Source organism: Kitasatospora sp. NPDC056651 (assembly GCF_042792155.1).
In the GTDB taxonomy this organism is placed as follows: Bacteria; Actinomycetota; Actinomycetes; order Streptomycetales; family Streptomycetaceae; genus Kitasatospora.
This window is the reverse complement of record NZ_JBHTWX010000018.1, coordinates 58,095-80,619: the sequence shown is the minus strand read 5'-3', so window position 1 is coordinate 80,619 and position 22,525 is coordinate 58,095. Positions and strand designations below refer to the sequence as shown.

The 22,525-nt window shown below is 73.8% G+C and carries 23 protein-coding genes; 13 read left to right on the top strand and 10 right to left on the bottom strand.

Annotated elements, in window-relative coordinates:
- Positions 1 to 209 precede the first annotated feature (209 nt).
- Together ACFRAR_RS10470 and ACFRAR_RS10465 are read right to left on the bottom strand one after the other, a co-directional pair.
- A complete protein-coding gene (locus ACFRAR_RS10470) occupies positions 210 to 833 on the bottom strand; it encodes an FMN reductase (RefSeq protein WP_380696958.1) in 624 nt (207 codons plus the stop codon).
- The gene (locus ACFRAR_RS10465; protein WP_380696956.1) at positions 830 to 1,936 is read right to left on the bottom strand and encodes an LLM class flavin-dependent oxidoreductase; all 1,107 of its coding nucleotides are present in this window, start codon (positions 1,934 to 1,936) and stop codon (positions 830 to 832) included. Before ACFRAR_RS10465 ends, ACFRAR_RS10470 begins: the two co-directional genes overlap by 4 nt.
- Before the next feature lie 168 nt (positions 1,937 to 2,104).
- Here ACFRAR_RS10465 and ACFRAR_RS10460 point away from each other — a divergent pair, with 168 nt between their 5' ends.
- On the top strand, positions 2,105 to 2,866 hold the full coding sequence (locus ACFRAR_RS10460; protein WP_380696954.1) for a PP2C family protein-serine/threonine phosphatase: 762 nt from the start codon (positions 2,105 to 2,107) through the stop codon (positions 2,864 to 2,866).
- Positions 2,867 to 3,039: 173 nt separating this feature from the next.
- Here ACFRAR_RS10460 and ACFRAR_RS10455 read toward each other — a convergent pair whose 3' ends face one another.
- Entirely contained in the window at positions 3,040 to 5,268 is a 2,229-nt protein-coding gene (locus ACFRAR_RS10455) for a M9 family metallopeptidase (RefSeq protein WP_380696952.1), read from the bottom strand.
- Between the two features lie 346 nt (positions 5,269 to 5,614).
- Complete coding sequence (locus ACFRAR_RS10450) at positions 5,615 to 6,184, bottom strand: DoxX family protein (protein WP_380696950.1); 570 nt, start codon at positions 6,182 to 6,184, stop codon at positions 5,615 to 5,617.
- Positions 6,185 to 6,397: 213 nt separating this feature from the next.
- On the opposite strand from ACFRAR_RS10450, the gene ACFRAR_RS10445 reads away from it, so the two are divergent.
- Positions 6,398 to 6,994, top strand: coding sequence for a TIGR03086 family metal-binding protein (locus tag ACFRAR_RS10445; RefSeq protein WP_380696948.1), 597 nt, complete (start codon positions 6,398 to 6,400; stop codon positions 6,992 to 6,994).
- Positions 6,995 to 7,182: 188 nt separating this feature from the next.
- Entirely contained in the window at positions 7,183 to 7,641 is a 459-nt protein-coding gene (locus ACFRAR_RS10440) for a hemerythrin domain-containing protein (RefSeq protein ID WP_380696946.1), read from the top strand.
- A gap of 96 nt (positions 7,642 to 7,737) precedes the next feature.
- Here ACFRAR_RS10440 and ACFRAR_RS10435 read toward each other — a convergent pair whose 3' ends face one another.
- Entirely contained in the window at positions 7,738 to 8,526 is a 789-nt protein-coding gene (locus tag ACFRAR_RS10435) for a VOC family protein (RefSeq protein WP_380696944.1), read from the bottom strand.
- Between the two features lie 351 nt (positions 8,527 to 8,877).
- Between ACFRAR_RS10435 and ACFRAR_RS10430 the strand changes: the two genes are divergently transcribed.
- The 4 genes from ACFRAR_RS10430 to ACFRAR_RS10415 all read left to right on the top strand — a co-directional run bounded on the left by ACFRAR_RS10430 (position 8,878) and on the right by ACFRAR_RS10415 (position 13,528).
- Positions 8,878 to 9,555, top strand: a complete 678-nt coding sequence (locus ACFRAR_RS10430) for a TetR/AcrR family transcriptional regulator (protein ID WP_380696942.1) — start codon at positions 8,878 to 8,880, stop codon at positions 9,553 to 9,555.
- 162 nt (positions 9,556 to 9,717) lie between these two features.
- Positions 9,718 to 11,244 (top strand): MFS transporter, encoded by a 1,527-nt coding sequence (locus tag ACFRAR_RS10425; RefSeq protein ID WP_380696940.1) that lies wholly within the window; start codon positions 9,718 to 9,720, stop codon positions 11,242 to 11,244.
- Positions 11,245 to 11,445: 201 nt separating this feature from the next.
- A complete protein-coding gene (locus tag ACFRAR_RS10420; protein WP_380696938.1) occupies positions 11,446 to 13,056 on the top strand; it encodes a cytochrome bc complex cytochrome b subunit in 1,611 nt (536 codons plus the stop codon).
- 31 nt (positions 13,057 to 13,087) lie between these two features.
- Positions 13,088 to 13,528: a PPOX class F420-dependent oxidoreductase gene (locus ACFRAR_RS10415; protein ID WP_380696936.1), complete on the top strand. Its 441-nt coding sequence runs from the start codon at positions 13,088 to 13,090 to the stop codon at positions 13,526 to 13,528.
- A 155-nt stretch (positions 13,529 to 13,683) separates the two neighbouring features.
- On the opposite strand, the gene ACFRAR_RS10410 is transcribed toward ACFRAR_RS10415, so the two are convergent.
- Complete coding sequence (locus tag ACFRAR_RS10410; RefSeq protein ID WP_380696934.1) at positions 13,684 to 13,953, bottom strand: DUF1876 domain-containing protein; 270 nt, start codon at positions 13,951 to 13,953, stop codon at positions 13,684 to 13,686.
- A 165-nt stretch (positions 13,954 to 14,118) separates the two neighbouring features.
- Here ACFRAR_RS10410 and ACFRAR_RS10405 point away from each other — a divergent pair, with 165 nt between their 5' ends.
- Genes ACFRAR_RS10405 through ACFRAR_RS10395 form a run of 3 tightly spaced genes read left to right on the top strand, consistent with a single transcriptional unit; the run spans position 14,119 to position 15,910 of the window.
- The gene (locus ACFRAR_RS10405) at positions 14,119 to 15,021 is read left to right on the top strand and encodes a YndJ family protein (RefSeq protein ID WP_380696932.1); all 903 of its coding nucleotides are present in this window, start codon (positions 14,119 to 14,121) and stop codon (positions 15,019 to 15,021) included.
- The gene (locus ACFRAR_RS10400) at positions 15,018 to 15,236 is read left to right on the top strand and encodes a DUF1990 family protein (RefSeq protein WP_380696930.1); all 219 of its coding nucleotides are present in this window, start codon (positions 15,018 to 15,020) and stop codon (positions 15,234 to 15,236) included. The genes ACFRAR_RS10405 and ACFRAR_RS10400 overlap by 4 nt, the downstream gene beginning before the upstream one ends.
- 41 nt (positions 15,237 to 15,277) lie before the next feature.
- Positions 15,278 to 15,910 (top strand): hypothetical protein, encoded by a 633-nt coding sequence (locus tag ACFRAR_RS10395; protein WP_380696928.1) that lies wholly within the window; start codon positions 15,278 to 15,280, stop codon positions 15,908 to 15,910.
- A gap of 43 nt (positions 15,911 to 15,953) precedes the next feature.
- Here ACFRAR_RS10395 and ACFRAR_RS10390 read toward each other — a convergent pair whose 3' ends face one another.
- Genes ACFRAR_RS10390 through ACFRAR_RS10380 form a run of 3 tightly spaced genes read right to left on the bottom strand, consistent with a single transcriptional unit; the run spans position 15,954 to position 17,854 of the window.
- Entirely contained in the window at positions 15,954 to 16,718 is a 765-nt protein-coding gene (locus ACFRAR_RS10390) for a zf-HC2 domain-containing protein (protein ID WP_380696926.1), read from the bottom strand.
- On the bottom strand, positions 16,715 to 17,272 hold the full coding sequence (locus tag ACFRAR_RS10385; protein WP_380696978.1) for a sigma-70 family RNA polymerase sigma factor: 558 nt from the start codon (positions 17,270 to 17,272) through the stop codon (positions 16,715 to 16,717). Before ACFRAR_RS10385 ends, ACFRAR_RS10390 begins: the two co-directional genes overlap by 4 nt.
- A 45-nt stretch (positions 17,273 to 17,317) precedes the next feature.
- The gene (locus ACFRAR_RS10380; RefSeq protein ID WP_380696924.1) at positions 17,318 to 17,854 is read right to left on the bottom strand and encodes a hypothetical protein; all 537 of its coding nucleotides are present in this window, start codon (positions 17,852 to 17,854) and stop codon (positions 17,318 to 17,320) included.
- Between the two features lie 176 nt (positions 17,855 to 18,030).
- Here ACFRAR_RS10380 and ACFRAR_RS10375 point away from each other — a divergent pair, with 176 nt between their 5' ends.
- Positions 18,031 to 18,420 (top strand): thioredoxin domain-containing protein, encoded by a 390-nt coding sequence (locus tag ACFRAR_RS10375; RefSeq protein ID WP_316520422.1) that lies wholly within the window; start codon positions 18,031 to 18,033, stop codon positions 18,418 to 18,420.
- Between the two features lie 73 nt (positions 18,421 to 18,493).
- Here ACFRAR_RS10375 and ACFRAR_RS10370 read toward each other — a convergent pair whose 3' ends face one another.
- Positions 18,494 to 19,468 (bottom strand): helix-turn-helix transcriptional regulator, encoded by a 975-nt coding sequence (locus tag ACFRAR_RS10370; RefSeq protein ID WP_380696922.1) that lies wholly within the window; start codon positions 19,466 to 19,468, stop codon positions 18,494 to 18,496.
- 204 nt (positions 19,469 to 19,672) lie between these two features.
- Here ACFRAR_RS10370 and ACFRAR_RS10365 point away from each other — a divergent pair, with 204 nt between their 5' ends.
- Both ACFRAR_RS10365 and ACFRAR_RS10360 read left to right on the top strand, forming a co-directional pair.
- The gene (locus ACFRAR_RS10365) at positions 19,673 to 20,407 is read left to right on the top strand and encodes an alpha/beta fold hydrolase (protein WP_380696920.1); all 735 of its coding nucleotides are present in this window, start codon (positions 19,673 to 19,675) and stop codon (positions 20,405 to 20,407) included.
- 535 nt (positions 20,408 to 20,942) lie between these two features.
- Positions 20,943 to 22,385, top strand: a complete 1,443-nt coding sequence (locus ACFRAR_RS10360; RefSeq protein WP_380696918.1) for a dihydrolipoyl dehydrogenase family protein — start codon at positions 20,943 to 20,945, stop codon at positions 22,383 to 22,385.
- Positions 22,386 to 22,525: the final 140 nt, after the last annotated feature.

Below are 22,525 nucleotides of genomic sequence, written 5' to 3'. Positions count from 1 at the left end.
TCGAACGGCCCTGTCGCAGGCCGTTTCCGACCGGGCCGTTCGGCTGATCCGGCGCGCCCGCCCGAGCGAGTGTCAGGCGCACGACGCCCGGGAGGGCCGGTCCCGAACGACCTGACCGGGCACGCCGAAGGGGCGGGCGCGCCCTGTCCGCGCACCCGCCCCTCGGTGGGCCCTGTCCCGGCCCTTCGCCGCCGCTCTCCCGTCCGGGCTCAGGCCCGCAGCGCCGCCAGCTGCTCGGCGAACGGCACCACCTGTTCGGGCAGCGCCGGTCCCGCCGGGCCGCGCCCGGCCAGCAGGGCCGCCAGCTCGCCGGCCGCCCGGTCGATCCGGCGCGGCAGGCCGTCGGTGCGCCCGTCCCCCGCCGCGCCCCAGTCGTCGGTGGCCGCGTAGACGCCGGTCGGCGGCACCACCGCGCGCAGGTAGCCGAACAGCGGGCGCACGGCGTGGTCCAGGACCAGCGAGTGCCGGGGCGTGCCGCCGGTGGCGGCGATCAGCACCGGCTTGCCGGTGAGCACGTCGTCGTCGATCACGTCGAAGAAGGACTTGAACAGACCGCTGTACGAGGCCTTGAAGACCGGCGTCACCGCGATCAGGGCGTCCGCCTCCGACACCGCCTCGATCGCCGCGCGCAGCCCGGCGCCGGGGAAGCCGGTGACGAAGTTGTTGGCGATCTCCACCGCCAGGTCGCGCAGTTCGACCACGGTGACGTCCACCTCCCGCCCCTCCTGGGCGAGTCGGCGCACGGTCGACTCGGTGAGCCGGTCTGCCAGCAGCCGCGTCGAGGACGGCTTGCTCAGTCCGGCGCTCACCACCACCAGCTTGTACGCGGTCACTCGGCCACCTCCGTCGTCTCGTTCTCGTGGGCGTCCCGGGCCGCGACCAGCGCGGCGTGGGTCGGCCCGTCCGGCACCTCGGCCGGGCGACCCTTGGCGAACTCCTCGCGCAGCACCGGCACGACCTCCTCGCCGAGCAGGTCCAGCTGCTCCAGCACCGTCTTCAGCGGCAGGCCGGCGTGGTCCATCAGGAACAGCTGGCGCTGGTAGTCGCCGAAGGTCTCGCGGAAGGTCAGGGTCTTCTCGATGACCTCCTGCGGGCTGCCCACGGTCAGCGGGGTCTGCTCGGTGAACTCCTCCAGCGAGGGCCCGTGGCCGTACACCGGCGCGTTGTCGAAGTACGGGCGGAACTCGCGCACCGCGTCCTGGGAGTTCCTGCGCATGAACACCTGCCCGCCGAGGCCGACGATCGCCTGCTCGGGCGTGCCGTGGCCGTAGTGGGCGTAGCGCTCGCGGTAGAGCTCGATCAGCTTCCGGAAGTGCTCCTTGGGCCAGAAGATGTTGTTCGCGAAGAAGCCGTCACCGTAGTAGGCGGCCTGCTCGGCGATCTCCGGGCTGCGGATCGAGCCGTGCCAGACGAACGGCGGGACGTCGTCCAGCGGGCGCGGGGTGGAGGTGAAGCCCTGGAGCGGGGTGCGGAAGCGGCCCTGCCAGTCCACGACCTCCTCGCGCCACAGCTGGCGCAGCAGCGCGTAGTTCTCGATCGCGAGCGGGATGCCCTGGCGGATGTCCTTGCCGAACCACGGGTAGACCGGGCCGGTGTTGCCGCGGCCCATCATGACGTCCACCCGGCCCTCGGCCAGGTGCTGGAGCATCGCGTAGTCCTCGGCGATCTTCACCGGGTCGTTGGTGGTGATCAGCGTGGTCGAGGTGGACAGGATGATGCGGTCGGTCTGCGCGGCGATGTAGCCGAGCATGGTCGTCGGCGAGGACGGGACGAACGGCGGGTTGTGGTGCTCGCCCATGGCGAAGACGTCCAGGCCGACCTCCTCGGCCTTGCGGGCGATGGCCACCATGGCCTTGATCCGCTCGTGCTCGCTCGGGGTGCGGCCGGTCGTGGGGTCGGTCGTCACGTCGCCGACGGAGAAGATTCCGAACTGCATGCTGCTCACCAGATCCCAGGTAGTAAAACTTTCAACGACTTTAGCATCCGGGTAGGGGTGGATATTCCCCCTGGCTGCCCCCCGTTCCCTGCGGGGACAATGGAAGGCGCGGGCAGGCAAGGGAAGGCGCGGGGCGGACGAGGGAAGGCTCCGGAAGGGCGGCGGACGATGGGTCCGTACATCGCGGTGAGCGCGCTGAGCCACGAGGGCCTGGTGCGGGAGCGCAACGAGGACAGCCTCACGGTCGGACCGTGGACGCTCTGCGCCACCGTGACCGCCAACCCGCAGACCCTGCTCTTCCCGCTCGGTCCACCCTGCGTGGTCGCGGTGGCCGACGGACTGGGCGGCCACCCCGGCGGCGAGGTGGCCAGCGCCCTGGTCGCCCGTCGGCTCGCCCTCGCCGGAGGGGCCCTGGACGGCGAGGAGGCCGTCCGCGAGGAGCTCCAGGCGTGCAACCGGGCCGTCTACGCGGCGGCCGCCGAGGAGCCGGAACTCGCCGCGATGGGCACCACCGTCGCCGGGCTGGTGCTGCTGCCCGAGCGGACGCTGGCCTTCAACGTCGGCGACAGCCGGGTCTACCGGATCACCGGGGACGGGCTGCGCCGGGTGAGCGTCGACGACAGTCCGCCGCTGCCGCCCGGGCGGCGCACCACCTCGGTGGTCACCCAGACCCTGGGCGGCTCGCTCGGGCTCACCTTCGTCGAACCGCACGTCCGGGCCGCGCCGCTGACCGCCGGGGACCGGTACCTGGTGTGCAGCGACGGCCTGACCGACCCGGCGCCCGAGGAGGAGCTGGCCGGGCTGCTGGAACGGTCGTACGAGGGGTCGGACCGCTCGGACGGCAAGGCGGCGTTCGAGCTGTGGAAGGCGGCCATCGAGGCCGGCGGGCCGGACAACATCACCCTGGCGCTGGTGCGGGTCGGCGCGTAGGACACCTCTGGACGGCGGCCCCACTCCTGGACGACGGCACCCCGGACGACGACACCGCGCCCCGGGCGGGGCGCCGCAGCGCTCCGCCCGGGGCGGTCACCGGTCCGTTCGCCGGGCGGACTCACCCGGCGGTTCGGTTCGGGTCGGCTCGGTTCGGTTCGGTTCGGGTCGGCTCACATGGTGGCCGTGACGCTCACCCCGCTGAAGCCCTGCTGGGCGTAGAGGCTGAAGTAGACGTAGCCGGCCGGCGGGTCGGTGACGGTCAGCGTCTCGGAGTTGTCCGGGCCCGCCGAGCGCGCGGTGTAGCTGCCGGTGTACGCCCAGCTCGTCGGGTTGTAGTAGAGGTCGCCGTTGCCGGTGCCGCCGCTGGTGGTGACCTTCACCTGCTTGGTGCCGGCCGGCACCAGGAGGTAGAAGTGCGCATAGTTGCCCGTGGTGGCCGCGACGTTGCTGCGGGCGCAGCCGGCGTCCAGCCGCCGGGTGTCGGCGGCGGCGCACTCGGGCACCTGCGGCAGGGTCGGGGTAGTGGCGCAGGCGCCGTTCGCGCACGCGGTCAGCCAGCTGTCGAAGTCGGCGTCGTAGCGGGTGCCGATGGTGGTCTTCAGCAGGGTGCGGGCGCCCGCCCAGTCCCCCGTCCGGTACTTGGCGAGGACGGCGTCCACGTCGGAGCGGTGCTGCTCCAGCATGTAGCGGACGGCGAGGTAGCCCCAACGGTAGACCCGGTCCTGGTCGCCGTAGCCGGTGTCGAAGAGGTCGCTCAGCTTGTAGGTGTGCTGCCCGGCCACCGCGATGGCGCCGTCGTCGGCCACCTTGCGGTAGGAGTAGGAGACGTACTCGGCGAAGCCCTCGACCCACCAGACGGTCGGGGTGGTCATGCCGGCGTCGAAGTCGCCGTACATGTCGAACCGGCCGTCGAGGTAGTGGGTGTACTCGTGGTTGAGGTTCCAGATCTGGAAGGCGGGGCGGACCCACTCGGCCTCGTAGCAGAGGAAGCGCGGCTGGTTGCCGACCGTGGCGGGCTTGCCCTCCAGGTACATGCCGCCGTTGTTGGTGTCGATGCCGTAGATCGCGGCGGCCAGCACCTGGTAGTCGAGCGAGGAGTGGAAGACCACGACCTCGATCGTGCTGTTCAGGTCGTCCTTGACCGGGCCGTTGTCCCGGACCACCGAGTGGAAGAACGCGTCCTGGCCGGTCAGGCTGGTGCAGGCGGTGCCCAGCTGGGTGGTGTCCAGCGCCTGGGCGATCAGCTTGATGCTCGGGCTACAGGTGTAGTTCACGGTCAGCACGCCCGCCTTGAGCCGGTCGGGGGCGTTGCAGGTGCCGTAGTAGGAGCAGTTGGCGGCGTCGTAGTAGCCGACCGCCTCGGCGACCGCGGCCCACTGGAAGACGGTGCGCCCGTTCGGTGCCGACGTGTCGACCAGCGCCTTGGCCAGCGGACGGACCTTGGCCTGGAGCGCGGTGTCCTTCAGGAAGCGGGTCAGCTCCTTGGCCCCGTTGTAGACCAGCACCCCGTAGTCGCCGCCGAGCAGGTCGTTGTTGCGGGCGGCGAAGCCCGACAGCGCGTCCAGCACGCTCGGGTCGGCCTCGACGGCCGCGTCGAAGCCGGGGACCTGGTGGCCGCGGAACAGCACGGTGAACACCGGGTTGAGGCCCCAGGCCATGCCGGCCGGGTTCCAGGTGGAGCCGGTGTAGTCGGTCAGCAGCCGCTTGACCACCGGCAGGTAGCGAATGTTCTCCTGCGCGCTGTCGACCAGGGTGACGGCCTCGCCCAGGATGGGCGCGTTGCCCTGGCTGACGTCGCGCGAGTGGGTGCTGCCGAAGAACGCGTCCAGCCCGGAGCGGATCGCGGTCTGGAGGGCGGTGCCGTACGTGCCGACGTCACCCGGGTGGTACCACTGCGCGTAGTAGCCGGCGCGCAGGAACAGCACCAACTGCTCGACGGAGGTGGAGTCGTCGCCCGGGTAGCTGCCCGCCGCGTCGCGCAGCGCGTAGGCCACCGTGGTCATCTGCTCCTCGCGGAACGCGCCCCGCGCGTCGCCGCCGGTGAGCTGGAACAGGCTGTTGATGCAGGAGATGTCGGCCGCCTTGACGTGCTGGACCAGGTCGCTTCCGGTCCGGCCGGTGAAGTCACCGGTGCTGCAGGCCTGTTGGGCGGTCGCGGCGAGGCCGTTGGGTGTGGTGGGCCGCCGCACCTCGGCCGGCCGGGTGTCGAGCGGCAGCGGGGAGCGCCGGTCGGCCGACGCCGACTGCCGCTCGCCGTCGGCGGGTTGGGGTGCGCCGGTGGCGGGCTGCGGGGCCGGCCCGGCCGGGGTGCCGGCGGCGGGGGCGCCGCCGGGAGCGGCGGGCGCGGCCTGGCTCTGCGGGGCGAACAGTCCGACCGCCAGGAACAGGGACAGCAGCAACGTCAACAAGCTTGCCGGCCGCGGGAATCGCGGCAGACGGGAAGGGCTCACGTGGGGGCCTCCGGGCCGTCGTCGGCCGCGAGTTGGGGCGCGGCCGGTGGGGGTGTCGAGGACCGTTGGCGGCGGCGCCGCGTGGGGCGGGTCCGCCGTGAACACGGTGGGGGGTGTGACATGTACCATGGCACATCTCACATGGCCTTGGGAACCCTGGGCGCTGTGCGCGGATTGCGGGGGAAACGCAAGGAGGCCGTGGTGACGGTTCGCCACCACGGCCTCCGGGCCGATTCCTCGGCCGATCCTCAAGACCCCCGCCGATACGGACGGTTGGGCCTCATCGCGAGGACTGCTACTTGCGGAGCAGCAGGATCACGCCCGCCGTCACCAGGCCGACCACGACGGCGGCCACGCCGTACGCCAGGCGGTGCGCCCGCACCACCGGGAGGAAGCGGTCCACGGCGTAACGGCCGGGGCCGGTCAGGGCGAGCGCGGCCGCACCGGCCGTCAGCAGCAGCTCGTACTCGCTGCCCTTCGGGGCGAAGAAGCCGCCGCCCCAGGTGACGGCCACCGCGTTGACCATCGTGCCGACGATCGCCGCACCCGCCAGCGGGGTCAGCAGGCCCACGGCGAGGGCGAGTCCGCCCAGCGTCTCGGTGAGTCCGGCGACCACGGCCATGGCGTGGCCGGCCGGGTAGCCGCTCATGGTGAAGAACTGACCGGTGCCGTCGATCCCGCCGCCACCGAACCAGCCGAACAGCTTCTGGCTGCCGTGCGCGGCCATCGTCAGGCCGAGGACCAAGCGCAGGAGCAGGAGTCCGGCGTCATAGGCGTGCGGGGAGGTCGTCGCGGGCCCGGAGGTGTCCCGGGCCGGGCTGACGGTGGTGGTGGCGGCGGTCGTGCTCGGGCTGCTGCTCGGCATGCGCGTCTCCATCGATCGGGGTTCGGTCGTCGTCCGGCACGGGCCGGACGCGTGCAAGGGGTGTGGTGATGCGGCCGGCGCGGATCGTCACCCGGGGCCATTGTTCAAATTTGAACCTGCCGCTCTCCCGACCGTACCGCGAAGTTCGAATTTGAACAACTGACGGTCCATCGGCGACTCGCGGGCCCCGCGCGCGGCGGGGAGGGTGGAGGCATGGCCCAACACAGGCAACACCCGGCGGCGCCACGGACCGGCACCCCGTACCCCGAGGCGCTGACCGCCTTCGGCGAGCGCGTCCGGCTGGTCACCCCCGACCAGTGGGACTCCCCCACCCCGTGCGCCGACTGGTCCGTCCGCGACCTGGTCAACCACCTCACCGGCGAACAGCTCTGGGTGCCCGAGCTGCTGATGGGCGCCACCGTCGGCGAGGTCGGCGGGCGCTTCGACGGCGACGTGCTCGGCGACGACCCGGTCGCCGCCTGGACCGAGGCCGCCGAAGCCGCCCGGAAGGCCTGGGCCGTGCCGGGTGCCACCGAGCTGACCGTCCACCTCTCCTTCGGGGACACCTCGGGCCGGTACTACCTGGACCAGCTCACCACCGACCTGGTGATCCACTCCTGGGACCTCGCCGAGGGCACCGGACGGCTCACCCGGCTCCCGGACGAACTCGTCGAGTTCGCGCTCGGCCGGTTCGCGGGGTACGGGGACCTCTCCGGCAGCGGGCTCTTCGACCCCCCGCTGCCGGTGGCCGCGGACGCCGGCCCGCAGACCCGGCTGCTCGCCCTCGCCGGGCGGCGGGACGGCGGGTGACCGGCGTGCACCCCGGGCGCACTTCCCGGACGGGGGCGCACGTGCCGGGCTGGGCACGCCTCGCGGACGGGGCACGCCTCACGGACGGAGCGCTGCTCGCGGACCGGGCACGCTCCCCGGGCGGCCGGCCCGACGCCGGATACTGGAAGGCGGCGGGGGCAGTCTTCCCTGCGAGAGGCGGACCGGCCATGAGCCGCAAGCCGGACATCCTCGGCGAGTTCACCGCCGACCACCGGGCGGCCGTCGAGCTGCTCGACCGGATCGAGGCGGCACCGCCCGGCGACCCCGAACGCGGCGAGCTGGTGTCCCGGCTGACCGACCTGCTCTTCACCCACTGCGCCGACGAGGAGGAGCACCTCTTCCCGCTGGTGCAGCACGACGTGCCCGACGGCGGGGCGCTGGTGTTCGGCAGCATCCACGACCACCTGGCGATCGGGCAGTACCTCTCCGACCTCCAGGGGCTCGCGCCGGGCGACCCGGCCTTCGACACCCTGCTGGGCGGCCTCGCCGCAACCCTGCGGCGGCACCTGCGCGGCGAGGAGAAGCAGCTGTTCCCGGCCGCCCGCAAGGCCCTGCCCGCGGCCGCGCGGGCCGCGCTGGGCGAGCGGCTGCGGGCGGAGCGGGCGGAACTCGACGCCCCGGAGTGATCGGCGCTCCGGACGCGGCGACGCGGACTCGACGCACCGGGCTCGGCTCCGCGGGCCGAGCACCGCAGGCTCAGTCCTTCGAGCTCAGCTTCGAACTCAGCCCTTCGAGCTGATCACCGCGAACCGGGCACCCTCGCGGTCCCGCAGCCGGGCCACCCGCCCGTACGGGGAGTCGAAGGCCGGTCCGAGCGCCCCGCCGCCGAGTTCCTCGGCCCGGACCACCGCCCGGTCCGCGTCCGGGACGGCGAAGGACACCTCCCAGTGCGGTGGCATCCCGGCCGGGTCGCCCGCCTGCTCCTTGGCCAGCGCCGCGACGCTGTGGCCCTCGGCGCGCAGCACCACCCGGTCGTGCTCCCAGCGGACGTCGAAGCGCTCCGGGTCGCGGCCGTCCCAGCGGAACACCTCGCCGTAGAACAGCGCCGCCGCGAACGGGTCCGGGGTGCGCAGCTCGATCCAGACCGGCGCCCCGGGCAGGTCCAGCCTGCGGGCCCGGCCCAGCGGGCCCTCCCAGATGCCGAACACCGCGCCCGCCGGGTCCGCCGCGAAGGCCACCCGGCCGGCGTCGAGGGCCAGCGGGCCGACCGCCAGCGTCGCGCCGCGCTCACGCACCGCGTCGGCGGCGGCGTCGGCACTCTCCGTCCCGAAGTAGCCGGTCCACGCGAGCGGGACCGCGCCGAACCCGGCGACACCCAGCCCGGCCACCGCCTCGCCGCCGGTCACCGCGTGCACGTACGGTCCGAAGCGGTCCGGGCCGGGCTCGAACTCCCAGCCGAGCAGAGGCCCGTAGAACTCCTCGGCGTTCTCCAGGTCCCGGGCCATCAGGCTCACCCAGCACGGCACGGCCGCCACACAGCGCACCCTGGCGACCGTCTCACCGCTGCCCATCGCGAACCTCCTCTTGCCTACCCGACCGCCGGGCCCCTCCCGGCTCCGACGGCCCACCGGCCGCCCGGGACGCCCACAGCCTAGGCGGCCACCCGCGCCGCCTCGGGGAAGCCGTGCCCGGGATCAGCGCACGACGGTTCCTTCTTCGCCTGGACACCCTCCGGGTCAACGAGGTCCCCAGCGAGTGGCCACGGGCCATCTGGCTCCGACGACGGCCGAGCCGAACGCCCCAACCCTCGATGTGACGCAGGTCACATCCATGCCGGAAATTCCGGGGACGGATTCCCCGTTTCCGAGTAGGTTGGAAGAACCGGGGAGAAGTTCCCCGTATCCTGATGAGGAGCAGTCGTCGTGACCACCGCCACCGAGCCGGTCCGTCCCGCGGGGAGCGTCCGTACGCCGAAGTTGCGTGCGGATGCGAGCCGCAACCGGGAGCGGATCGTACTGGCGGCCCGGGACGCGTTCGTCGAGTTCGGCGCGGACGTGCCGCTGGACGAGATCGCGAAGCGGGCCGGGGTCGGCAATGCCACGCTGTACCGGAACTTCCCGGACCGGGTGGCGCTGATCCGCGAGGTGGTGCTGCTCGTCAAGAACCGCATCCTGGCCCGTGCCGAGCTGGCGATGGCCGAGGCGGACACTCCTGGCGGAGACGGCCCGTTCGACGCCCTCCAGCGGTTCGCGCACGCGTCCGTCGAGGAGAAGGTCGGCGGCCTCTGCACCCTGTTCAGCAGCCATCTCGACCCGCACGACCCGGAGTTCACCGAAGTCCGGGAGCGTCTCCAGTCCGCCGTGGGCGGGCTGATGGAGCGCGCCCGGGCCGCGGGCGAGCTGCGGCCGGACGTCGACCACGGCGACCTGTTCATCGCGATGAGCCAGCTGACCCGCCCGCTGCCGAACACCTCCTGCGGACTGCTCGACGAGTTCGTCCACCGGCACCTGCAGATCTTCCTGGACGGCCTGCGCGCGCCGGCGCCTTCGGCGCTGCCCGGCCGGGCCGCGACCTTCGAGGACTTCCAGAACAAGAACTGACCGACCCACCAGCACCGACCACCGACACCGGCCGCCGGACGGCGCAGTGCCGCGCCCCCGCACGCCGTTCTCCACCACGCCCGCCCGTACGGCGACCTGCCGTTCCCGTACGGCGGTCGACCGTTCGCGCACGCCCACACGCACCGTGAAGTGAGTACCCCCATGTCTCAAACCGACGCCCGACCGGCGACGCTGCCCGATCCCCGGCGCTGGAAGACGCTGATATTCATCGGCCTCGCCCAGCTGATGGTCGTGCTCGACGCGACCATCGTGAACATCGCCCTGCCCTCCGCACAGCGGGACCTGGGCATCTCCGACGGCAACCGCCAGTGGGTGATCACCGCCTACGCGCTGGCCTTCGGCGGCCTGCTGCTGTTCGGCGGCCGGATCGCGGACCTCTGGGGCCGCAAGCGGGCCTTCGTCGTCGGTCTGACCGGCTTCGCCCTCGCCTCCGCGCTCGGCGGCGCCGCGGCCAACACCACGATGCTGCTCGGCGCCCGCGCGCTCCAGGGCGTGTTCGGCGCGCTGCTCGCGCCGGCCGCGCTGTCGCTGCTCGCCGTGACCTTCACCGAGGCCAAGGAGCGTGCCAAGGCCTTCGGCATCTACGGCGCGATCGCCGGTGGCGGTGGCGCCATCGGTCTGATCCTCGGCGGCCTGCTCACCGAGTACATGAACTGGCGCTGGACGTTCTTCGTCAACATCCCGTTCGCCATCGTGGCCGCCGCCGGCGCGGTGCTGGTGATCCGCGAGCCCGCCGAGGGCCGCAACCGCAACAAGCTGGACGTCCCCGGCGTGCTGCTGGTGACCGTCGGCCTGGTCTCGCTGGTGTACGGCTTCACCCGCGCCGAGTCGGACGGCTGGTCGTCCGGCACCACCATCGGGCTGTTCGTCGCGGCCGCCGTGCTGCTGGCCGCCTTCGTGGCGGTGGAGTCCTTCGTCAAGGCCCCGCTGCTGCCGCTGCGCGTGGTGCTCGACCGCAACCGCGGCGGGGTGTACCTGTCGCTGGGCATGGCCGTGATCGGCATGTTCGGTCTGTTCCTCTTCCTGACCTACTACCTGCAGATCGTGCTCGACTACAGCCCGGTGCTGACCGGTGTCGCCTTCCTGCCGATGGTGGCGGGCATGATCACCGGCTCGACCCAGATCGGTGCCCGGCTGATGACCCGGGTCCCGGCCCGGTACCTGATGGCCCCCGGCTTCCTGGTCGCCTCGGCCGGCATGTTCCTGCTGGCCCACATCGGCGTGGACACCTCCTACCCGGCGCTGATCCTGCCCGGCCTGGTCCTGATGGGCCTCGGCATGGGCACCGCGTTCATGCCGGCCATGAGCCTCGCCACGCACGGCGTCCAGCCGCGTGACGCGGGTGTGGCCTCGGCCATGGTCAACACCTCGCAGCAGGTCGGCGGCGCCATCGGCACCGCGCTGCTGAACACCATCGCGGCCAGCGCGACCACCAGCTGGCTGGCCTCGCACGCGATCGCCTCGGCCACCTCCCCCGAGGCCGCCCGGGCGATCCAGTTCCAGGGCATGGTGCACGGCTTCTCGACCGCTATCTGGGTGTCCTTCGGCATCCTGGCGGCGGCGGCCGTGGTCGCCTTCACCTTCGTCAACGCCGGCCGGCCCGGCGCCGCGACCGGCTCGGCGACGGGCTCGGAGGCGACGAACGAGGTGCCGGTGATGGCGCACTGACCCCAGGGGGTCCTGTCCACTCGGGTGCGCAGGCGGCCCGTCCGGTGTCTTCCACGACACCGGGCGGGCCGCTCGCCGTTTCCGGCCCGGGCTCCGCGGAGAAGGCCCCCCGGGTAGAAGTGGGGACTGGTCCCCGATTATGGTGGCCCCAGCTCGAATCGGGGACTCCTCCCCGTTTCCTTCGGACCGAGGTGCGTGCACATGACCCGGAATCAGAGCCCAGGGCGGGGGCAGCGGGCCGCCGACTGGGCGGACGGCCGGCTGGGGATCTACACCCTGGCCAGGGCGAACCTGCGGAAGATCTTCCCGGACCACTGGTCCTTCATGCTGGGCGAGATCTGCCTCTACACCTTCCTGATCATCATCCTGACCGGTGTCTGGCTGACGCTGTTCTTCAAGCCCAGCATGGGCGAGGTCGTCTACGCCGGCTCCTACGTACCGCTCAGGGGCGTCCCGATGTCGGAGGCCTACGCCTCCACCGTGGACATCAGCTTCGAGGTGCGCGGCGGCCTGCTGATCCGGCAGATCCACCACTGGGCGGCGATCGTCTTCGTCGCGGCCATGTTCGTCCACATGATGCGGGTGTTCTTCACCGGCGCCTTCCGCAAGCCGCGCGAGATCAACTGGGTCTTCGGCTTCCTGCTGCTCTTCCTCGGCATGCTGGACGGCTTCTTCGGCTACTCGCTGCCGGACGACCTGCTCTCCGGCACCGGCATCCGGTTCATCGAGGGCTCGATCCTCGCCGTCCCACTGGTCGGCACGTACGTCCAGATGTTCCTGTTCGGGGGCGAGTTCCCCGGCCACGACATCGTGCCGCGGTTCTTCACCATCCACGTGCTGCTGATCCCGGGCATCATGCTCGGCCTGCTGGTGGCGCACCTGATCCTGGTCTTCCACCACAAGCACACCCAGTGGGCGGGCCCGGGCAGGACCGAGAAGAACGTCGTCGGCATGCCGCTGATGCCGGTCTACACGGCCAAGGCCGGCGGGTTCTTCTTCCTGGTGTTCGGCATCATCGCCGCCATCTCGGCGATCGCGACCGTCAACCCGATCTGGGCGTACGGCCCGTACCGCCCGGACCAGGTCTCCACCGACGCCCAGCCGGACTGGTACATGGGCTTCGCCGAGGGCCTGATCCGGATCATGCCCGGCTGGGAGGTCGGGCTGTGGGGCCACACCCTCAACCTCGGGGTGCTCATCCCGTTCGCACTGTTCCCACTGGTACTGGGCGCCATCGCCGTCTACCCGTTCGTGGAGAACTGGGTGACCGACGACAAGCGGGAGCACCACCTGCTCGACCGGCCGCGCAACGCGCCCGTGCGCACCGCCCTCGGCGCCGCCTGGATCAGCCTGTACCTGGTGGCACTCGTGGCCGGCGGCAACGACCTGATCGCCACCCATCTGCACCTGTCACTCAACGCCATCACCTACGCCGCCCGCGCCGGCTTCTTCGCCGTCCCGGTGATCGTCTTCGCCGTCACCAAGCGCTGGTGCCTGGGCCTCCAGCGCCGGGACCGGGACAAGGTGCTGCACGGGCGCGAAACCGGCGTCGTCAAGCGCCTGCCGCACGGCGAGTTCACCGAGGCGCACGCCCGGCTCTCGCCCGCGGAACTGCACCGGCTCACGGCGCACGAACAGCCCCGCCCCCTCGAACTGCCCGCCCCGGTGGACGAGAATGGAGTGGCCCGCCCGGCGGGGGTGCTCACCCGCACCCGGACCCGGCTCTCCCGCGGTTTCCACGGCGAGGGCGCCCGGATCCCCAAGCCCACCGCCGAGGAGTTCCGCGAGATCACCGAGGGCCACGGGCGCTGACCCGCACCCCCCGACGGCACAGGGAGGACAGGTGCACCACCGAACCGACCGGCTCGCCGACAGCAGATACCTCCTGCTCACCACCTTCGGCGAGGACGGCAGCCGGACCGAGTCCCAGCTGTGGGTGGTGCCGGACGGCACCGCCCTCGGGGTCTGGACCCCGGCCCACTCCGGCGAGGCCGAACGGATCCGCCGCCACCCGCGGGTGCTGATCGGCCCCTGCGACGCCCACGGGCGCCCCACTGGCCGCGCGGTCCCGGCCCGGGCCCGGCTCTGCGGCGCCGACGACACCGCGCGCTACCGCACCTCGCTGATCAACAAGTACGGCCTGACGGCGCTGATCGCACTGGCCCGCAGCCGGTTCCGGGTCGGGCTGGCCGGGACGGTCGGCATCCGGATCACGCCGAACGCGCTGGAACAGCGGCTGGTGGGGCCGGAGTGGCTGCCACCGGCCACCTACAGCGTCAACTGACCTTCCGTCACTTCACCCAGCCGGTAAGGAGGGTGGCCGGTACGGAGGGTGGAGAGACCGAGCGTACGGAGGACCGAGACACCGATCGCCGGGGCCCCGGGGACGGGCGGCCCCGGCGCTCGGCTTTCCCGGGGCACTGCCCGGCCGCCGAGGGGTCAGGACAGCGGGTGGGTCGGGACCGGGCTGACCTCCTGGATCTCACCGTGGGCCTTGGTGAGCAGCTGCGAGGCGAGCTCGTTGAGCGCGCGCGCCCCCGCGATCTCCTCGCCGACCCGCAGCTGGTCCGGGTCGGAGGGATGCCGGCTGCTGTAGCCGTGGGCTCGCAGTTCACTCCCGTCGCCGAGCCGCAGCAGCGCGGCCGCACTGGTCCGCGGCCCCTCCTCGCGGAACTCCATCTCGATGTGCCAACCGACCAGAGTCTTCATGGCGGATCACCTCCATCGGTTACTCCTCCAGGGTGCGCCGCACCCCCGGCGAACACCAGGCCAGCCGGACGGGGGCGGCCTCCGACACAGAGTTGAACGCGTTCAAGAGGTCGCGTAGAGTCGGCGACGGGGGTATTTGAACGCGTTCAAGGAGGTGGGAGCGCCATGGGAAAGGGCACCACGGAACTGGTCGACCTGCTGGTCCTGCTCGGCATGGGAGCCGTCGTCCCGCTCGGCCTCGCGCTGATCGACGAGCCCGGACTCACCCGGATCCGGCGGCTCTGGCCGCTCGCCGCGGTACCCGGCGCGCTCTCGCTCTGGCTGCCCGTCGGCGGCCCGGCCGCCGGCTCCGCCGCGCCCTACGCGCTCGGCACGCTGGCCATCGCCCTGCACGCGCCGCTGCGGCTCGCCCGGACCCGTTCGCTCGCGCCCGCCGAGGTCGCCGTCCTCACCGCGCTCGCCGCGCCCTCGGTGGCCGGGATCGCCCTGGTCGCCGAACGCTCCGGCTACCCGCTGTTCGGCTTCGAGCCGCACGTCCTGGCACTGACCGTCCCGCACTTCCACTACGCCGGGTTCACCGCCTCCCTGGTCGCCGGGCTGGTCTGCCGCGCCACCGGCCCGGACTCCACCGCCGCCCGCTGCGCGGCGCTCAGCGTCCCGGCGGGCACCCTGCTGGTACTGGCCGGCTACTTCCTCGGCGACTGGTGGCAGTTCGCCGGGGCCGCCGTACTGAGCGCGGGGATGTGGCTGGTCGGCCTGGTCACCTGGCGCGAACTGCGCGCCCGCGCGGGCGCCCGGGCCACCGCCCGGCTGCTCACCGCCTCCTCCGCCGTCCTGGCGCTCACCATGCTGCTCGCCCTGTGGTGGGCGCTCGGCCGGGCCGCCGGGTTCCCCCACCCGACCCTGACCTGGATGGCCGCCACCCACGGCGTCGGCAACGCGCTCGGCTTCGCGCTCTGCGCCCTGCTCGCCTGGCGCCGGCTCGCCGCGGCCCGGACCACCGCCGGAACCACCGCCCGGACCACCGGAACCACCGCCCGGACCACCACCTCGGAGACCGATCGATGAACGACTACAGCTACCCCGAACAGGGCGCCAGCCGCACCGGCGAACTGCCCGCCGGCTACCGCCACCTGCGCCACCGGGCCCTGATCGGCCACGGCCGCGCCACGCTGAAGGTCACCGGAGCCGCCCTGCTCGGCCGGCGGATGCACCGGCTGGCGGGCGTACGGATCGACGCCGAGGCGGACCGGGCGGCCCCGGGCGTCGCCGACGTGCGATGAAACCGCTGGTCAGGTCGGCTGTCCAGGCGCGAGATCGGCCCATGATGTCGATCCGACCGGTCCTGGAGATCTACCCACCCGAGGGCTTCACGCTCTGGCCGACGGGCCACCACGACCCGTCCGAGCTGACGCTGAACGGGCGGTTGACGCCGGCCGAGGTGGGCACGGCGGTGTGGCGGCTGGCCGGCTGCAACGACGTCGAGCCCTCCCCCGACCAGCCCGACGAGCGCGGCCCCCGGCCGGCGGACCCGCTAGGCGCCTTCCTGCACGGGCTGCTCACCGAGCCGCACCCGTACGCCCCGGGCGGCCTGGTGGTGGCCGACTCCGCGACCGGCACCGTCTTCGAACCGGGCTGCTGCAACGGCCTGGAGGACTGGCGCGACTGGCTGGACGTGACGGACGGCTCGGGCACCACCTGGTTCGGCCACGACCCCGCCGCCCGGGCCGAACGCTTCGGCCGGATCGTCCGGCTGACCCAGGACCCGGAGAAGCCGGACGGCCCGGTGGTCGAACTGCCGGTGGAGGAGCTGCGCCGACTGCTCGCCGGGGTCGAGCGGGACCTGGGTGACTTCCTTTCCCTGGCCGCGAGTCGGGCCGAGCGGCAGCTGCCCGGGTACGCCGCCGCCGTCACCGCCGCGCTCGGTCGGGCGCTGGACGCGGAGCCTCCGGCCTGACCGGCCGACAGCGGCGGGCCCGGCCCGCACGATCCGCCGGATGTCAGGCGTGGTGCGCCGGGACCGCGACGAGCAGCGCTCCGCCGCCCTGGACACGGACCTCGAAGTGGTCGATGTCGCCGGGCTGGAGCGCCGCGCCGCCGGTGGTGCGCACCGTGGTGTCCCGGCCCTCGTAGCCACCCGCCGGGACGGACCAGGTGGTGACCGTCTGCTGCTCGCCGCCGCGCGAGACGGCGACCAGTCGGCAGGTCAACGGGCCCTGGACACCGGAGAGTCGGAGACTGATCCGGGTGCCCCAGGTGGTGCCGTCCAGGCCGACGGTGGCGTGCGCGCCGGTGGCCGGGTCGGTGGCGCTGAACTGTTCGGCCGCGGCGACCACGGCGGGGGCGTTGTCGGCGGTGAGCACCGCGGCCGTGACGGCGGGGCCCGCGGCCACCATCGCGGTCGCGGCCAGGGCCAGCACCAGCCGTCGCACCCGGCCACGGTGCCGGGCGGTGCCGACCTCGGCGACCAGTCGGTCCAGCAGTCGCGGATCCGGCCGCGGGGCGGGGCCGGCCGGGTCCGCGCCGAGGGCCCGGGCGGAGGCCGCGTACTCGGCCAACAGGGGTTCGGTGAAGCGGAGTTCACGCACCTGCTCGGCGCACTGCGGGCAGTCGGCGAGGTGCCGCTCGAAGGCGGCGTGCTCGGCGGCTTCCAGCAGGCCGAGGACGTAGGCGCCGACGTCGACGTGCTCCGGGCCGGGGCCGGAACCGGGACCGGGACCGGGGTTGGAGCCGGGGTCGGAGCCGGGGCCGGGGCGTTTGGTCACGATGTCACTCCCCGTTCCTCCAGGGCGAGCCTGAGCGAGCGCAGCGCGTAGAACACCCGCGAGCGCACCGTCCCGGCCGGGATGCCGAGTTCGGCGGCCGCCTCGTTGGCCGTGCGGCCCTTCAGATAGGTCTCGACGATGATCTCCCGGTGCGCGGGCGAGAGATCGCCGAGCGCGTCCGCGACGGTCATCATCCGCAGCGCCCGGTCGATCTCGTCCTCGGCGGGCAGCTGCTCCAGCGCCGCCGCGTCCACCTCGCGCGGGCGGGCGAGCGCGCTGCGGTGGCCGTCGATCACGATCCGCCGCGCGACCGTGACCAGCCAGGGCCGCAGCGAGCCGGCCGCCGGGTCGAGCCGGTGGATGTTCCGCCAGGCGCGGACCAGCGTCTCCTGTACGACGTCCTCGGCCCGCTGCCGGTCCCCGGCGACCAGGTGGAGCACGAACCCGAACAGCGGACCGGCGTGCTCCCGGTACAGGGCGCGCATCAGATCCTCGTCCGGCGCCCCCGTACCGTGGCCGCCCGCGCGGCCGACGGGGTGCTCCTCGGTCACCACTTCATCGTTGCGCACCCGGGCCTCCTGGGCGACGGTGGGCACCGGTCAGTAGCCCGGGGCGCCGGGCGCCGACGGGCTCGGTATGGAGCCGCCCGGTGCGCCGGCCCTGCCGCCGCCCGGGGTCAGCGCGAACCAGGTGCCGCCGACACCCTGGCCCTTGGTGTCCCCCGGCTTGGCGTCCGGCGAGTAGCGGTAGGCGGGCCAGCCGTTCAGGGTGACCTGCCTGGTGCCGTCGGAGCGGGTGACGGTGCCGACCAGCTTGCTGTCGATGCCCTTGACCGTGACGTGGCCGTCGGCGTGCTCGGGCGGCCAGATGACGGCGCAGCCGCCGTTGCAGTACGACTCCGGCGGGTTGTTCCCGTCCTGGTCGAAGCGGTAGAGCGTGAAGCCGGCGCCGTCGGTGACGATGGTCCCCAGCCTGGGGTCCTGGGCGGTGCGCATGGTGACGCCCGCCGGGGCGCTCGGGGCCGCCGAGTGGCCGGAGGAGCCGCCCGAGGAGCCGCAGCCGGCGATCAGGGCGGCCGCCGCGAGGCCGGACGCGGTGAGCAGGACGGTCCGACGGGCGCGGGTAGTGCTGTGCATGGGGTGCCTCCCCCGGTGGGAAGGGTCGGGACGGGCCGGACACCCTCCGATACGGGCGGCGGCCGCCGGCTGCTCAACCGGGCGTCGGCAGTGTGCGGAATACCCCGCCGACCCGGGCCGTTGTGGCGGCTACATGGCCTGGCCGCCACCACCTCCCGAAGGGAAGGAATCACGAGATGAGCAACACGGTCGAGCTGACCAAGGAGAACTTCGACGACATCGTCCCGGGCCCGGAGGGCAAGGACTTCGTCTTCATCGACTTCTGGGCGGGGTGGTGCGGGCCGTGCCGCCAGTTCGCCCCGGTGTACGAGAAGGCGGCCGAGCGCCACTCGGACCTCGTCTTCGCCAAGGTGGACACCGAGGCGCAGCAGGAGCTGGCCGCCGCGTTCGGCATCCAGTCGATCCCGACGCTGGCGATCGTCCGCGAGGGCGTGCTCGTCTTCTCGCAGCCCGGCGCGCTGCCGGAGGCGGTGTTCGAGGACCTGATCGGGCAGGCCCGCGGCCTGGACATGGCCGAGGTGAAGCGCAAGGTCGCCGAGGAGCAGGCGGCCGGCGGCCAGGCCTGATCCGGTAGGGCGGAGGCCCGGAGAGCATCGCCTCCCCGGGCCTCCGGCACGTCCGGGGCCTCGTCCGGACCGGTCAGGCGGGTTCCGCGCCCCAGGCGGCGAGCCGGGCCGCGAGGGCTCTGACCTCGGCGCGCAGCGCGGCGGGCTCGCGGACGGTGAACGGCCACCCGAGGCCGGCCAGCAGCGCCGCGACGCCGTCCAGGTTCTGCGCCCGGGCCCGCAGCAGCACCCGGTCACCGGCGAGTTCGGTGAGCGTTCCGGCGGCGGGCGGCAGCCGGCGGCGGGCCTCGGCGAGGGTGGTCTCCAGCTCCACCTCCACCCGGTGCCGCCAGGGCGCCGCGGCCAGCGACTCCACCACCCGCTGGACCGGGTCGAAGTCCTCGGGCGGATCGAACCCCTCCTCGCCCTGCTCCACCCGGGTGATCCGGTCCAGCCGGAAGGTCCGCGGCTCGCCGCTGCGGTGGTCGAGCCCGGTGGTGTACCAGCGGCCGGAGTGGAAGACCAGCCCGTACGGGTCGAACTCGCGCTCGCTGGGCCTGTCCTCGCGGTCGCGGTAGCCGAGCCGCACCCGGCGCCTGCCGCGGGCCGCCCCGGCCAGGGTGAACAGCGCGGTGGCGGCCGGGCCGGGGCCTGCGGCCGGGGTGGCGGTCAGGCCGAGGGTCTGTTCGACGGCGGCGACCCGTTCGCGCAGCGGCGCGGGCAGCACCCGCTGGATCTTGGCGAGCGCGGTCTCGGTGGCCCCCTCCCCCACCGACAGGCCGGAGCTGCGGCCGGCCAGCAGGCCGAGCACGACGGAGGCGGCCTCGTCCGGGTTGAGCATCAGCGGCGGCAACCGGTAGCCGGGCCGCAGGCGGTAGCCGCCGTAGCGGCCGCGTTCGGCCTGCACGGGGATGCCGAGTTCGGCCAGCCTGGCGGCGTAGCGGCGGACGGTGCGCTCGTCCACGCGGAGCCGGGCGGCCAGTTCGGCGCCGGTCAGGCCGGGGCGGTCCTGGAGCAGTTCCAGCAGGGCGAGGACGCGGCTGACCGGATGCTCCACCGGGTGCTCCACCGGGCGCTCCTTCCTTCTCCGTGCCGGCCTACCGCCGCACCCGTGGCGGTGCGGGCGGGAAATCCGGGCGACTTCTGTCCGGATTCGATCCTAGAGTCGGCGGTGGAGGAGGCCCCACCGGGCGAAGCCCGCCCCGTGCGCCCCTCCCGGACGCAGCTGCCCCGCCCGCACACCCCCCCCCCCCCGATCAAGGAGTGATCCGCCATGAGCACGTTCGTACTGGTCCCCGGGTTCTGGCTCGGCGCCTGGGCCTGGGACGAGGTGGCCGCGCCGCTGCGCGCGGCCGGGCACCTCGTCCATGCCGTGAGCCTGCCCGGGCTGGCCGAACGGGCCGGCCAGGACGGCGGATCCGGACTGGAGGAGCACATCGCCGACCTGGCCGAGCTGCTGGTCCGGGAGGACCTCTGGGAGGTCGTGCTGGTCGCCCACAGCGGCGCCTGCGCCCCGGTGGGCGGGCTCGCGGACCGGATGCCGGAGCGGATCCGCCGGGTGGTCTACCTGGACAGCGGCCCGATGACCGACGGCTCGTCGGTGTACGAGCTGTGGCAGCCGGACTTCCAGCGGATGGCGGACACCTCGGTGGTGGACGGCCGGCTCCCGATGCCGTCCTGGGAGTACCTGGCCGAGCACGGTTCGAGCGTGGCCGGGCTGGACGAGGCGGCCCTCGCCCGGTTCCGCTCCCTCGCCACCCCGGAACCCGCCGGGGCGTTCCGCGACCGGCTGCGGCTGACCGGTGCCGGGGCGGAGCTGCCGCAGGCGATGGTCTCCTGCTCCTTCCCGCTCGACCGGATCCGTGAGCTGATCGCCGCCGGGCACCCGTTCTTCGCCGGGCTGGCCGGGCCGAACTGGGAACTGCGCGAACTGCCCACCGGGCACTGGCCGATGTTCTCCCGCCCGGCCGACACCGCTGCGGTGCTGGCGGAGCTCGCCGCGCTCTGAGCCCTGCCGGAACAGGCCGTGCGCTCCGCCTCGGGGCGCACGGCCTGTTCCGTCCGCGTCCCCCGCTGTTCCGACGGCGCCCTCGGCGTGTCCGCCCGTCGCGCGACCGCGCCCGGTTCGGCAGGATGGGGCCCACGCCGTACCCGAGCGGAGAGCGGGCCCCGTGAGCGAGCAGCCGAGCCGTACCGAACCGCCCGCCGCCGTACCGGGGTTCGAGGCGGCCCGGGGCCCCGGGCCGGCCGCCCGGCCGCGTACCCCGCTCGGCTTCCGCACCCCGCGCGGACGCGCCGCCGAGGAAGCGCGGGCGGCGAGCGCGGCCACCCCCCGAAGTGGCCGTCGGAGGCGGTCCGGGCCAGGCTCGGGTACGTGACCGGAACCGGCCGCGACCGCTCCGCCGTGGGGGCGCGCCGCCCGGCGCTTCGCCCGGCGCCCCGCGCACGGAGCGGCGCACCCGGCTGTTCGACCACTGCGGGCACCCGCCCGCCGCCCCCGCCGTACGGGCCGGGGCGGCCATCGAGACGACGGAGGACCGGGCATGACCAGCACCGCCGAGGAGTACGACGTCATCGTCCTGGGGGCGGGCCCGACCGGCGAGAACGTGGCCGACCGGACCGTCGCCGCCGGGCTGCGCACCGTGATCGTGGAGGCCGAACTGGTCGGCGGCGAGTGCTCGTACTGGGCCTGCATGCCGAGCAAGGCACTGCTGCGCCCGGTGGCCGCGCTGGCCGATGCCCGGGCGGTGGCCGGCTCCCGGGAGGCGGTCGGCGACCGACGGCTGGACCCGGACGCGGTGCTGGCCCGGCGGAACTCGTTCGCCTCGGACTGGAAGGACGACGGCCAGGTGCGGTGGCTGCGTGACACCGGCATCGAGCTGGTCCGCGGCCACGGCAGGCTGGCCGGGGTGCGGACGGTGACGGTGGAGGCCGAGGACGGCGGCGAGCGGGTGCTCACCGCCCGGCACGCCGTCGCGGTGTGCACCGGCAGCCGCCCGGTGCTGCCCGGGCACGTGCCCGGGCTCGCCGGGGTCCACCCCTGGACCAACCGGGAGGCGACCGGTGCGCAGAGCGTCCCCGGGCGGCTGGCGGTGGTCGGCGGCGGGGTCGTCGGGGTGGAGATGGCCACCGCCTGGCGGGCGCTCGGCTCCGAGGTGGTGCTGCTGGTGCGCGGCCGCGGCCTGCTGCCCCGGATGGAGCCGTTCGCCGGCGAGCTGGTCGCCGACGGCCTGCGGGCGGCCGGGGTGGACGTGCGCTTCGGTACCGAGGTCACCGCGCTGGAGCGGGCCGACGGCTCGGGGCCGGTGACCCTCACCCTGAACGACGGCGGGACGCTGACGGCCGACGAGGTGCTGTACGCGACCGGCCGGGCCCCCCGCACCGCCGACATCGGGCTGGAGCAGGTCGGCCTGAAGCCGGGCGACTGGCTGGAGGTGGACGACAGCTGCACGGTGCTGGGCGTCGACGGCGAGTGGCTCTACGCCGCCGGGGACGTCAACCACCGGGCGCTGCTCACCCACCAGGGCAAGTACCAGGCCAGGATCACCGGTGCGGCGATCGCCGCCCGCGTTCAGGGGCGCCCGCTGGACACCTCGCGCTGGGGCGCGCACGCTGCCTCCGCCGACCTCGCGGGCGCGCCCCAGGTGGTGTTCACCCAGCCGGAGGTCGCCGCCGTCGGCCTCACCGAGGCCTCCGCCGAGGAGGCCGGGCTGCGGGTGAAGACCGTCGACCACGAGATCGGTTCCGTCGCCGGGGCCTCGCTCTACGCCGACGACTACCGCGGCCGCGCCCGGGTGGTCTTCGACCTGGACCGGGAGGTGATCGTCGGCGCCTGCCTGGTCGGCCCCGGGGTGGCCGAGCTGCTGCACTCGGCGACCCTCGCGGTGGTCGGCGAGGTGCCGATCGACCGGCTCTGGCACGCGGTGCCCGCGTACCCGACGATCAGCGAGGTGTGGCTGCGGCTGCTGGAGGGCTGCCGGGGGTGAGCCCGGGCGGGCGGGCGGCCACCCGGGCGTGCCCGCCGGCCTCCGCGCCTCCATCGGCCTCCGCGCACCGGCTTGCCCGCCTCCATCGGCCTCCGCTCACCGGCCTGCCCGCCGACCTGCGCGCCGGTCGGCCTCCCGGG